This is a genomic window from Coleofasciculus sp. E2-BRE-01 (assembly GCF_040221695.1).
Lineage (GTDB): Bacteria > Cyanobacteriota > Cyanobacteriia > Cyanobacteriales > Coleofasciculaceae > Coleofasciculus.
Map to the genome: position 1 here is coordinate 1 of NZ_JAVKEA010000152.1, position 12,411 is coordinate 12,411.

13 protein-coding genes are annotated in these 12,411 nt (G+C 43.5%); 6 read left to right on the forward strand and 7 right to left on the reverse strand.

Annotated elements, in window-relative coordinates; genetic code table 11:
- Positions 1–8 precede the first annotated feature (8 nt).
- The gene (locus tag RIG66_RS18935) at positions 9–155 is read right to left on the reverse strand and encodes a hypothetical protein (RefSeq protein ID WP_446380309.1); all 147 of its coding nucleotides are present in this window, start codon (positions 153–155) and stop codon (positions 9–11) included.
- 133 nt (positions 156–288) lie between these two features.
- Positions 289–1,458 (reverse strand): NAD(P)/FAD-dependent oxidoreductase, encoded by a 1,170-nt coding sequence (locus tag RIG66_RS18940; protein ID WP_446380320.1) that lies wholly within the window; start codon positions 1,456–1,458, stop codon positions 289–291.
- Between the two features lie 239 nt (positions 1,459–1,697).
- Here RIG66_RS18940 and RIG66_RS18945 point away from each other — a divergent pair, with 239 nt between their 5' ends.
- The 3 genes from RIG66_RS18945 (at position 1,698) to RIG66_RS18955 (ending at position 4,215) form a co-directional block, all read left to right on the forward strand.
- Positions 1,698–2,879, forward strand: coding sequence for a M20 family metallopeptidase (locus tag RIG66_RS18945; RefSeq protein WP_446380310.1), 1,182 nt, complete (start codon positions 1,698–1,700; stop codon positions 2,877–2,879).
- 217 nt (positions 2,880–3,096) lie between these two features.
- Positions 3,097–3,735 carry a TenA family transcriptional regulator gene (locus tag RIG66_RS18950; RefSeq protein ID WP_446380311.1) on the forward strand — a complete coding sequence of 213 codons (639 nt, stop codon included), beginning with the start codon at positions 3,097–3,099 and terminating at the stop codon, positions 3,733–3,735.
- A gap of 60 nt (positions 3,736–3,795) precedes the next feature.
- Positions 3,796–4,215, forward strand: coding sequence for a peptidylprolyl isomerase (locus RIG66_RS18955; RefSeq protein WP_446380312.1), 420 nt, complete (start codon positions 3,796–3,798; stop codon positions 4,213–4,215).
- 14 nt (positions 4,216–4,229) lie between these two features.
- Here the strand turns inward: RIG66_RS18955 and RIG66_RS18960 are convergent, their stop codons facing one another.
- Together RIG66_RS18960 and RIG66_RS18965 are read right to left on the reverse strand one after the other, a co-directional pair.
- Positions 4,230–5,234 (reverse strand): alpha/beta hydrolase family protein, encoded by a 1,005-nt coding sequence (locus tag RIG66_RS18960; RefSeq protein WP_446380313.1) that lies wholly within the window; start codon positions 5,232–5,234, stop codon positions 4,230–4,232.
- Positions 5,235–5,380: 146 nt separating this feature from the next.
- The gene (locus RIG66_RS18965) at positions 5,381–5,767 is read right to left on the reverse strand and encodes a BON domain-containing protein (protein WP_446380314.1); all 387 of its coding nucleotides are present in this window, start codon (positions 5,765–5,767) and stop codon (positions 5,381–5,383) included.
- Positions 5,768–5,939: 172 nt separating this feature from the next.
- On the opposite strand from RIG66_RS18965, the gene RIG66_RS18970 reads away from it, so the two are divergent.
- Both RIG66_RS18970 and RIG66_RS18975 read left to right on the forward strand, forming a co-directional pair.
- Positions 5,940–6,920 (forward strand): glutaminase, encoded by a 981-nt coding sequence (locus RIG66_RS18970; protein ID WP_446380315.1) that lies wholly within the window; start codon positions 5,940–5,942, stop codon positions 6,918–6,920.
- 79 nt (positions 6,921–6,999) lie between these two features.
- The gene (locus RIG66_RS18975; RefSeq protein WP_446380316.1) at positions 7,000–9,189 is read left to right on the forward strand and encodes a hypothetical protein; all 2,190 of its coding nucleotides are present in this window, start codon (positions 7,000–7,002) and stop codon (positions 9,187–9,189) included.
- A gap of 9 nt (positions 9,190–9,198) precedes the next feature.
- On the opposite strand, the gene RIG66_RS18980 is transcribed toward RIG66_RS18975, so the two are convergent.
- Positions 9,199–10,323: a THUMP domain-containing class I SAM-dependent RNA methyltransferase gene (locus RIG66_RS18980; protein ID WP_446380317.1), complete on the reverse strand. Its 1,125-nt coding sequence runs from the start codon at positions 10,321–10,323 to the stop codon at positions 9,199–9,201.
- 52 nt (positions 10,324–10,375) lie between these two features.
- Between RIG66_RS18980 and RIG66_RS18985 the strand changes: the two genes are divergently transcribed.
- Positions 10,376–11,200 carry a TylF/MycF/NovP-related O-methyltransferase gene (locus RIG66_RS18985; protein WP_446380318.1) on the forward strand — a complete coding sequence of 275 codons (825 nt, stop codon included), beginning with the start codon at positions 10,376–10,378 and terminating at the stop codon, positions 11,198–11,200.
- On the opposite strand, the gene RIG66_RS18990 is transcribed toward RIG66_RS18985, so the two are convergent.
- Entirely contained in the window at positions 11,183–11,953 is a 771-nt protein-coding gene (locus RIG66_RS18990; RefSeq protein ID WP_446380319.1) for a DNA-binding response regulator, read from the reverse strand. The genes RIG66_RS18985 and RIG66_RS18990 overlap by 18 nt on opposite strands.
- Before the next feature lie 66 nt (positions 11,954–12,019).
- Positions 12,020–12,247: a hypothetical protein gene (locus RIG66_RS18995; RefSeq protein ID WP_446380321.1), complete on the reverse strand. Its 228-nt coding sequence runs from the start codon at positions 12,245–12,247 to the stop codon at positions 12,020–12,022.
- Between the last annotated feature and the right edge of the window lie 164 nt (positions 12,248–12,411).

Below are 12,411 nucleotides of genomic sequence, written 5' to 3' on the forward strand. Positions count from 1 at the left end.
TTGGGGAGCTATGTATTAAACGGAACCTGTTTGAAAAAAACATTGTGGATGAATAGGTGAGGTGAATGGTGGTAGGTGTGAGGTTTTTTCGCCTCCAACAGACAATTCCATCCTGACACCCGACACCCGACACCCTTGCTCAACCGAGCTTTCACCTTAAGTTGACACCAATGGTTTGACGACTATCGTTTCTTCCCTCACAAGAAATGTGACTAAACCCGCCCCGACGTAGCGACGTAGCATGGCATGCTACGTCTCTACATTCCCGTATTCCCTGTTCCCCGTTCCCTACAAATTCCGTGCCAATTGAGCGATAATCTGATCCTGCTTCCCCATAACCCATTGGGCAAAGCGTTGGGCTAACGGTGGCACATATACCAGAGGATTGGTAAATCCAGAGAAAATATAAACACCCTCTACACCCTCAATTGCCCCCACCACAGGTAAATTATTACCACCAAACGCCACTAAACAGTGATGCCAAGTTCCCGGTAGGCTGGCTAAAGCTGGTAAGACATTCCCCACCTGAGTGCGAATCGCAGACTCACTCGCGGCTGAGTTTATGGCGGCGAAGGGTTGAGTCAGAACACGACTAATTTGACCCATCCGTAAACTACCATCTAGAAACTGAATCGCCCCAGCATCTAAAATCGGTGGCACAGGTTCGTAACCCGGTTGATCCCAAAAGGGTTCTACCTCCGCGCTGCTGGCTTGCGCTTCAAGTGGAAAGCGTTGTGTATAGGCGGGCATGACTAATGTTCGCAGTTTCAGGTCAACTGTTGGTGTTTCAATCATCTCCGCATGGGTGAAGTATACGCGCACCTGAATTCCTACTGCTTTAAGCAAGGCGCGGCTGAATCCTCCGGCACAAACCACTGTATTGGCAGCATGATAGGTTTGATTATCCGAGGTTTTCACCCCCTGAACCCTATCCCCTTGGCGCAGGAGTTCCACCACTTGAGCTATCTGCTGTTCACCCCCAGCGCGACAAAAGGCTTGGCGATAGCCTTGGGTGAGGTGTTCCGGATGAATATGACCATGACGAACCGTAAGAACGCCCGCGATCGCATTAGGATTGAGTAGGGGTTCTAACTCACAAGCCTCCTCGACTGAAAGTAATTTGGGTGGCATGGCACAATCAGCATAAGCCGCTGCCATTTTTTCGGGGTCTTGGTTGGCGGAAATAGTCAGGACTAAATCCAATTCCCGGAACTGGGTATCATGGTCTAATGCCGCTGATAAATGCCTGTGCCGTTCAATTCCCTCAGCGCACAACACCTTCGTCAGGTCTGATTTCCCTGACCAATAGGCTAAACCGCCATAACTGTAACGAGTCGCGCCTTGAATTGCTGTATCTGAATCGACCAACAGAACCCTTAACCCTACCTGGGCAAGTTCATAGGCGAGTGCTGCTCCGGTAATACCCCCACCAACAACAATCCAATCGTAGGTCTTCATGGTTTTTTGCTCATTCTCCACATCTCCCATTGTTATCGGGATTAACGTCTTAGTTAAGGGAATCAGGATTTACCCGTCTCCATCGGTAGGTGGGCATTGCCCACCCTACCACTCCCATTGGGATTGGGATTAATGTCTTAGTTAAGGTAATGTCTAACGACCGATAGCTGCATTATTTTTCAGATGTTTGGATGATGGAATAGAACAGCTTGTATAGTAAGACCTCTTGAATTAAATTTATGCTTAGCCGAATCAAAGACCTCGCCCAAGAACTCGCACCGCGTCTGATTGAAATTCGCCGCCATATCCATGGTCATCCGGAATTGAGCGGTCAGGAATACCAAACGGCGGCTTATGTCGCGGGTGTTCTGTCGTCCTGTGGCATTGTTGTCCAAGAAGGGATTGCCAAAACGGGCGTGATTGGTGAGTTAGTTGGGGGGACTGATGAACGCTTAGTGGCGATTCGCACGGATATGGATGCGTTACCGATTACTGAAGCCGCCCCTCTAGAATTTGCTTCCCGTAAGATGGGGATAATGCACGCCTGTGGTCATGATGTTCACACCACTGTTGGTTTAGGTACGGCGATGGTGTTGTCTGGATTAGGGGAACAATTACCAGGAAATGTGCGCTTCTTGTTTCAACCCGCTGAAGAAATCGCCCAAGGCGCCAACTGGATGGTTCAAGATGGGGCGATGAATGATGTCAGTGCCATTTTTGGGGTTCATGTGTTCCCGTCGATTCCAGGGGGTTCTATTGGTGTGCGTTACGGCGCACTCACGGCGGCGGCGGATGACTTGGAAATCTTTATTACTGGAGAATCCGGTCATGGTGCCCGTCCCCATGAAGCCGTGGATGCGATTTGGATTGCGGCTCAGGTGATTACTACCTTACAGCAAGCGATTAGCCGCACTCAGAATCCTTTACGTCCGATAGTCTTGACAATTGGACAGATTAATGGTGGACGCGCCCCGAATGTGATCGCGGATCAAGTCCACTTAGCCGGAACTGTGCGATCGCTCCACCCCGAAACTCACGCGAATCTGCCAAAATGGATTGAGTCAATTGTGGCAAATGTCTGCCAGATGTATGGCGCTCGCTATGAGGTAAGTTATCGCCGGGGTGTGCCTTCGGTGCAAAATGACTTAGCTTTAACTCAAATCTTAGAAGCATCTGCCAAGGAAGCTTGGGGAAGTGATCGAGTGCAAATTTTACCCGAATCCTCTATGGGAGCCGAGGATTTTTCCATGTATCTAGAACATGCTCCGGGTACGATGTTCCGCCTTGGCGTCGGGTTTAAGGATAAGCCTAATTATCCCTTACACCACCCCCAATTTGAAGTGAATGAATCGGCGATTATTACAGGTGTGGTAACGCTGGCTTATTCTGTCTATCAATATTGGAAACAGTCTGTTTTGTAGATGGGGAGTTTTAAATTTTGACCCTTCACTTCGGAAAGAGCGCATGGTTTGTAGGGGCGGGTTTTACTACTATCGTTTATTGTTAATCCAGATGCGACTAAACCCGCCCCATCCCAGTGAAAGAATTTATCGATTGTAGGGGCGGGTTTTACTACTATCGTTTATTATTCACCCAGATGGGACTAAACCCGCCCCGACTAAGTGGGAGAATAAGGTTATGAGTTTAACTTGTCAACAGCTTCTGCACAAGCACAATCATGTATGGCATAAAGCCACCATACATCCGTTCCTAGAACAGTGTAAATTAGGCACAATTAAACCTGAACAATTTAACACCTGGCTGGTGCAAGATTATTTATTTGTGCTAGAATTCACGCGCCTGATTGGACGAGTCTTAGCCGCCGCCCCTGCTGCCCATTTTGATACTCTCCTAAGTGGCGCAAGTGCGATCAAAGATGAACTGGCGTGGTTTCGGGAAAAAGCGACAGAGCGATCGCTAAATCTAAATACCCAGAAACAACCCGCCTGTAACCAATACTGTCACTTCATGCAAACGCTTTGGGATATGCCTTATCCGGTTCAAGCCACAGCGTTTTGGGCGATTGAATTGGCATATAATCAAGGCTGGCAATTGCCAGGTCAGATGAGTGGGTCTTACAATGAATTTGCACAACGCTGGGGAAACCCAGGCTTTACTGAGTATGTCACGTTGTTGGAAAACCAAGCAAATCAGGTATTACCAGAGGCGTCAGAATCCATTCAACAGCAAGCCGAGTCTGCCTTTTTGCAAGTCGCTCAATTAGAAGCGGAGTTTTGGCAAATGGCATTTAATGCTGAAACGGATCGTGCCGGATAATGTGACTCATTCCCCAGTTTCACTGAACCCTAACAACATATCACACGCAAGGAAAAAAGTATGACTCGCGCCATTATGGAAACGGAAAAAGGTACAATTCATCTGGACTTATTCGAGAAAGATGCTCCGAATACAGTGAAAAATTTTGTTGATCTCAGTGAAAAAGGCTTCTATGATGGATTGACATTTCATCGCGTTATTCCCGATTTTATGATTCAAGGCGGTTGTCCTCTGGGAACGGGTACGGGGGGTCCTGGCTATACGATTAACTGTGAAATTAACCCCAATAAGCATTTAGCTGGGTCATTATCAATGGCACATGCAGGTCGTAATACTGGCGGAAGTCAATTTTTTATTTGCCACTCGCCTCAACCCCATTTAGATGGCTTCCATACTGTTTTTGGTAAAACCGAAAATATGGATGTAGTTAATGCGATACAGAAAGGGGATAAGATTCTTTCGGTGAAGATTGAAGAGTAATTTTGTCGGCTCATTCAATTAGAGGGCAATGCCGATTCAGAAAGGGGATTGATGGGGTGAATCACGATAACATTTTCATCCTGATCATCCCCACTGTTGTACAAATAGTCAAAAGCGGCAGTATCATTAAGTAGATGCGATCGCAAAAACAAGGCACTCCAACGAGCGATAGTTTCTGTGGCTATATTCTGGTCTAATAAAGGTCTAACAGGATCGCGAACTGGGTTATCTTCATTGGTAATCCCATAATGGTTAGCCCCTTTGACAATGACTAAAGCCTTGGGTGGATCTTGAATTTGGTTGTAAGTAGCTGTAATTTCCACTAAATCGGCAATTGTGTCTTGACTTCCGGCGATTAACGCGGTGGGAATTGTTTGATTATTAATTGGAGGAAATGAACCTGTTTCGGGGGGATCTTTAAAGTTTGTACCATAGAAAATACCAGCCATTACTTCAGGAGGCTGGATAAAGTTACCAACGCATACTCTAGGAACGCAGATGTCTTGAATAATAGCTAATCCGACAAAACCGCCAAAGGAATGTCCGAGTAATCCTAGTTTATTGGTATTAATAATTCCCGCAATCGGTGAAGCAGGATTTGCGTTTTCTTGTTTCATATAAGAAAGAACATCATTGACTTGCTGCTGTTCGGCAATAAACCCTGTGACGGGTTCTCCTGTTCTGGGATTGGTTACAGTTCGTTCATGATTAGGGACAATCACGACAAATCCGTAACTGGCAACGGTACTGGCGAAATTGGCGTAATCTACTTTATCCACTAATGCTCCTTGCAACATTAGGGCGATAGGAAATGGATTGGTGTTGGTATTATAATTTGAGGGAATTGGGAAATAAATATCAGCGGGATCACCATTGGTTGTAATTGTTGTTTGATAGGTATTAACGGTATCGAATAGAGGCTCGGCGCTATAGGTTGCAGAGGTTGGTTCTCCTGGTGCTAAAGCAATCAATAATGCACCCAATGCGGTTACTGATGATTGTTTTTTCGTGCAAATCATCTTTTCGGTGTTTTTTGATGAATATTAAGTTACGGTATCATAACCTATAATTGAAGCGCAGTATTAGCCAAGAAAAATTAAAACGTGATAGTTTTTAAGGGCGCAAGCCTTGCGCCCCTACAATAATCGAAGGTTAAGATATCAGCTTACCCTACGGTAACTTGAGTTGTATCAACTGATTTTGCACCATTGACACCTCTAGCAACCTTCACCATCTTGTCCAAAATAGCCTGATTTGGAACCTTACCTTTCAACACCACAGTGGTACTCGTTTGGGCGACATAAAGCGTATTGATGTCATCTAAATCCGGGTCTTCATCAAATGCTAAAGCAACCCGCTTCGCTAAACCACTTTGGTCATATTCTCCATGTAAACCAAGACGTTCGGGAGGAGTGGTGGACAGTTTCGTCGTGGCTGGGGCTTCATCTGTTTTTGGGCGACTGGCGGCGGATGAAGGTTGCTGCTGTGTTGGAGGGTTTACTTTTGCCTCTTTTGGCTTGTCCATGCCAAATAGTCGTTGTAACCAACCCATATTCTGTTAAACTCCTATTATACTTTGATGATTGATATATTCATTATCGATTAAAGCTAGGAGTTTTAACATCTATCAATAAGAATAGTTAAGGGTTATCAGTGGAGGATTCGCTTTTATTGCTCAGGGTTTAAATCTACACGTTAATTAATCTATTTGAATCGGGGGTAGCATGGCTAAAAAAATTGAGACGTCGCACCCTATCAGTGACAGGGATAACCCGCATCATCATCAATCTTCTCTGGGACTATCCGCATTGACTCAGGATCAACTCAATACTTTAATCGCTCAGGCAAACGTACAATGTCAAGGGGGGCAATTGCCAACTTATATCCCCTTACTAGCGCAGGCAAATCCAGGCTGGGTGGCGGTACAGGTACAGAGGATTCAGGGTGAGGGAATGGCGGCGGGTGATATTCGTTGTTCATTTCCCTTGATGAGTGTGATTAAGCCGTTTGTTTTGCTATTTTTGCTGGAACAATGGGGAACAGAGGCGGTATTTTCTCAGGTGGGGATGGAACCGTCTGATCAGCCATTTAATTCCTTAGCCCAACTGCAAGCAGATCGGGGAAAGCCCCGCAACCCAATGATTAATAGTGGTGCGATCGCACTCGCTGCGCGTTTACCGGGTAAGGATGGGGCCTCTCGTTGCGAAAGCCTGCGCCAGTGGTTAAATCAGCGATCGCAGTCTCAGTTGGTTTTAGATGAGGCGATGTTACAGTCGGTGCGTTCTCTTCCCAATGAACGGAATCAGGCGATCGCGGATTTATTAGCCACCTCTGGCTATCTGGATCACCCAGAAATTGCCCTGGATACCTACAATCACATCTGTTGTTTATCGGGAACGGTGACGGATTTAGCTTCTCTGGGGATGCTGCTGGTGCAGGGTAATAGCATGATATCACCTCAACACCGTTGCCCAGTTAACGACATTCTGATTACTTGTGGATTGTATCAAGCCTCTAGTCGCTTTGCGGTAGAGGTAGGATTGCCAACCAAGTCAGGGGTGAGTGGAGCGATGTTGTCTATTGTACCGTCTCAGGGTGCGATCGCCTGTTATTCTCCGGCGTTAGATGAGATGGGGAATTCTCAAGCTGGGTTGTTTATTGTGCAGCAATTGGCGCAGGATTTAGAGTTGAGTGTTTTGGGGTGAACGAGACTATGAATAAATCTCTTATAGCGGTAAAATAAACACGTCTTATTTTTTGTCAGTTTCTAATACTAATCGAATTGTGTTACTCATTATTGGGATAACCGTTGCAATTTATTGGTTTTTCCTGGTTATAGGCTGGGGCATAACTCGCCTCAGTTTACCCACCAGTCTCCGTCCTTATCAACTTTGGTTAGCGCCTTGGTTTGGGTTAATTGTCAGCAGCTTATTTAGTTTATATTTGAGTCAAATAGGACTCAATACCAATCAAAGTATTTATTTGTTATCTATTTTAGGAATTGGTTTATTAATTCTATGCAAGTGCAAAAAAGTACCGTTAATCATTCCCTTACAACAGTTTGATTTTGTTTTAGTAATTGGAACAGTTGCGGTACTTTTTTTAGCCTTGTACCCCATGATGACAATAGATGGAATCCCCACAACAATATCATTAGGAAATAATGATCCAAATATTTATGTAGTATTAGGAGATTTTTTTAAAACCCATAGTGTTAACCAACCTCCGTCAATTCACCCTAAAGATCCATCCAGTTATTTTATCCCCTGGCGACTTACACCAGGTTTTCGCTTGGGGAGTCGGTTACTATTTGGGCTACTAGCTTCCCTACTCCATTTGCCAACGTACAAAATTTTTACTATAACGATTGGTGTATTTTTTGCCTTAACTCCACCACTCATGGCAATTTTTACACTCATACTGAGTCAAGATCAATTTGCTGCTACTGTGGCATTAGTAATTAGTGTGCTGAATGTCAACTTTTTGTTTTTTAACTATCAGGGGTTTGCTGCCCATATTTTTGGTCATGGCTGTTTAGTTGTTGCCTTAATTTTATTTGAGCTAGCAGAGCGAAATCACACTTCGTATCGTCCCTATCTGCTTACACTTGGATTAACTATATCTTCTTTGTTTATCATTTATTCTGAAATCAGTGTTTTTTTGATCGGATTTATATTCATTTATGCAATTGTTAAATTGGCAAGGCTATCACGTCGGTCAGTATTTCTAAAAAACCTGAGTTCATTAATAATTTTCGTTATTTTGATCAACCCTTTAAATGTATGGCATGGTTTACGATATGCTTTTTTAGCCTCTGGACTCCAAGCGGGTTGGTCAATGCCAAGATGGGCATTTCCGGTGGATATAATTGGGTTTTTAAGTATTCATGCTAATCAAGTCTACCCCCCATACTTACTAATAGGGACTAGCCTGCCTATCCTGATGTTAATTTTCCTGGGTGTCAGTCGTTTAAAGAATAAAGACTTGTGGTTATTAATTCTAACATTCAGCCTGGGTGTTTTACTCTGGCTGAAGTGGGGACGCGACTATTCTTATGGATATTACAAAGCTGTAGGCTTTACTAGCTTTGCTCTAATTATTGCTGTTTCAATAGCCTTATCTGAACTCACAATAATAATTAGTAATTTTTTCTATAGCTTGAGTAAATATACTTGTAAAATTACCGTCATTATCCTGATTGGATTGATGAGTACTACAGCTATCAGCCCTCTATTTCAAAAAATGTCAGCTAGTCATTTAAGTGTAAACTCGGATTTAGTTGAGTTATCTGAAGCCGCTAAAGTAGCGGGTTCTAGAACAGTATATATAGAAGAATCGGCTTACTGGGAACAGATGTGGATGAGTTACTTCTTGGGAAAAACTCGTTCTGTCTTTATGTACCCGAATGAATATTATCAGCAAGGAAATCTTTACTCGGATATGAGTCCCATGCAAGTATTTTCAACAGTGGAAGAAGGAGGTTTAGTCCTGACGCGGAATTGGCATGATAATTTCATGAACACCGATAAACTCCTTTGGAAAAATAAAATTTATTCATTAATACGTCCATCGGGTAAAGTAGACAATACAAATGTTAGAGTTTGTCTGTTAGAAAACTGGTGGTTTTTAGAAGAGTGGTGGGGGGATGCGTCGGATTCAAAAAGTTTCCGTTGGATGCAGCAAGATGCCACAATAAAACTCGCAAATGAAGAAGGTAGACCTGTTGGATTAGCTTCAAAAATTAAATTTGTGCCGATTTTGCCAAAGACTACTGTTGATGTTTATCTCAATAATCGAATTATTAAAAGTATTAAAATTGACTCTAAACCTCGATTTTATAAAGTTGATTTTCAGGTAAAAGAAGGAGAAAATAAACTCCGATTTCATGTACGAGAAGGTTCTATTCAGCCGCCAGGAGATTTCCGAATGATTGCTTTAGGAGTTAATGCGATTCGTTTTAGTATGCAGGATTAAAAATCCAATTTAATACAGTTCATATTTTAAAAAGGTGCAAGAAATAGAACCGTTATATACCGGAATCCGCCGCGATGCTTTTAATCCGACTCGCTTGGCTAACTGTTTATTCCCGGTTAAAATAAATGCTGTCCAGCCTTTAAACCGTTGTTTAAAGATATCGCCGAGTAATTTATATAAATCTCCCAGTTCCTGAGCATTTCCCAATCGTTCTCCGTAAGGAGGATTGCAGATAATTATCCCGCGATCGGCTGGTGGTTCTAGTTGGGAAAGGTCTTGTTGAATAAAGGTGATCTGATCTAAAATGCCACAATGCTGGGCATTACTTCGGGCTTGATTGAGGATATCCGCGTCGCGATCGCACCCTGTAATCGGTGCGCCTAATTCCTGGTGCTGACAGGCTTTTGCCTGGTTAAGGAGTTGTTGCCAAAGAGTTGGATCAAAGTCTAACCAACGCTCAAATCCAAACTGTTCTCGAAACAATCCAGGAGCAATATTTAAGCTGATTAAGCTGGCTTCTAAGGGTAATGTTCCGGAACCACACATTGGGTCTAATAATGGTAAATTCGGATGCCATTCTGCCAATTCTAAGAGTGCGGCGGCTAAGGTTTCTTTCAGGGGAGCAAGTCCCATAGCCGAGCGATATCCGCGTCGATGTAGACTGGTTCCTGAACTATCTAAACTGAGAATACAACGGTTTTGATGAATGTGGACATTGACTAAAAGGTCAGGCTTTTCTATGTTTACACTAGACCGTTTACCAAATTGGTTCCGTTGTTGATCAACGATCGCGTTTTTTACTTGCAGGGCGGTAAAGTGGCTATGATTAAGCTGTTTAGTCTTTCCTGTCGCATTTACGGCTAAGGTGTGCTGCGGTTTCAGATATTGCGCCCAGGGGATAGTTTGCACTCCCTGATAAAGCTGTTTCGCATTCGCACAAGGAAATTCAGCTAAAACGACGAGTACCCTGAAAATCGTTCTCGCCCAGAGGTTGACTCGATACATTAACGCTGTATCCCCCTGAAAATGCACTCCCGTAAAATCGGGATGCACCTCCTGCGCCCCCAGGCGTTCAAGTTCTTGCGCCGCAATGGGTTCTAATCCACGGGCGACTGTGGCAAAGTAGTGGTTCACGTTTTATGGTTTAATACAGAGTCAGAACGCGATTAGGAGCTAAACCCATCTGATGTTTAACGTGATGGATCGGTTAATTTTTAACAGTCTAGATAAATTATATAAGTTTTACTCAAAAAAAGAGTTAGGCTATCAACTAGCACAACTGAATCAACCCGATACTCGATATAAAACACTGCTCAAAGAAGTGGAAGGGGTGTATAAAGAGATACTGCTGACTGATTTACCCGATTATGACGAGGTAAGAACTGATTTACTGTTTAAACTTTTAGGGACATCGGTCAGTGAAGCGCTCTATATTGTCAATTATTTACATAAATCTTTACACTTGCCAGGGGATATCTGTGAATTTGGCGTCGCCCAAGGTGCGACATCAGCATTAATGGCGCATGAAATTCAAAAGACGGATAAAACAATTTGGCTTTTTGATTCCTTTGCTGGATTACCCAAACCCTCTGCTAAAGATACACTAAAAGATGATATTTTTAATCTCGGATCAATGGATGCCTACACGGGGACAATGCTCACCGCTGTTGATCTGGTGCAAAAGCGATTAAATGATATTAACTTTCCCTCAGAACGGACTCAAATTATACCCGGGTTTATTGAAAAAACGATTCAGTCATCTAATCGGCTTCAACAGGTTTGTTTTGCCTACGTCGATTTTGATTTTTATGAACCTATTTTAGTGGCTCTCAATTTTCTTGATCAGGTATTATCTAAAGGTGGACATATTATTGTTGATGATTACGACTTTTTCTCGACGGGCGTAAAAACAGCAGTCGAGGAATTCATCGCTGCCCATTCGGATAACTATCGATTGTCACTACCGATTAAGTCAGCCGGACATTTTTGTATGTTAGAGAAGCTCCCTTAACAAGGATTCAGTTAACAACGAATCAGTGAATGAACCCGATTCATCCGAATCATCAAATAACTGGGTCATGTAGTCAAAATTTCCTTCACCGACATTTTTTCGCAAGATGTTGATAATCGTTTCTGGGTGATCGTAGGGACCACTAATATAAAAGGGTTTACCATTGCGACCCATTTGAATTTTGGGTTGACCACTCCACTTGCCTAAATGAAATCGCGATTGCTGAAAATCTTGATGGGGTTTAAATCCTAATTGTTCGGCATAGTCTACGGCACTATACACTAAGGCTTGGGCTTGTTCAAGGGTAATTTTTTGAGGACCTTCGGGAAAGCCTTGATAGGCATAGTCTAGCATCTGTTTATATTCAACTGAATTCAGTTGACGCGGACCCATGGTATCTTTGACGCCGAGACACCATACATCTAGCAGGTAAGTACAAACGGTGAATCGGTCATACTTGGCTTTGCGGGTAATACAGACTAAGGCTAACCCTCGGTCAATATTTGCCTCGGTTTCTTCAATTGGATCAGGGTTTTCGTGGAGATAATAGTCTGCACAGTTGGCGTTGACAAAGCATTCGACAACGGGATCTAGTTCTCCCGATGCGACACGGGCAAGTGTTTTTTCCTCCGCCTGTTCTTTGATATAGGCGGTGACTTCAGCCGCCCGTAATCCTAATTTGCGAGCAATTTGTTTCGGGGTTAAGTTGCGGGCGCGTAGTTCGGTGATTTCCTGTTTTTGTTCGGGTGTCATAGTTTTGTCATTGGTTATTGGTTATACTCGAAGAGCGCAATGATGATGTTAGTGTCTAATAAGTATCTACCACTCATCAAGGTCAACCTGCTCACAATCTTGTTCTATTGCTTGGCGCATCAACTGAACATCATCGGGTGGAATTGAACCTGCAAAACGTAGTAATTCTCGCCCAGGGACGCCTTGAATTGTTGAACCGGAAATAGTGCGTGCAAATTCCAGCACTCGCCACTGCAAGTCTTGAGGCATAATTTTCAGTTGTTCAATTAGCTTGTCCAGAATAAGTGTATCCATCTGTTCGGGTGTCATTTTTTTGTCCTTAGTCATTCGTCATTCGTCATTCGTCATTCGTCATTCGTCATTCGTCATTCGTCATTCGTCATTCGTCATTCGTCATTCGTCATTCGTCATTCGTCATTCGTCATTCGTCATTCGTCATTCGTCATTCGTCATTCGTC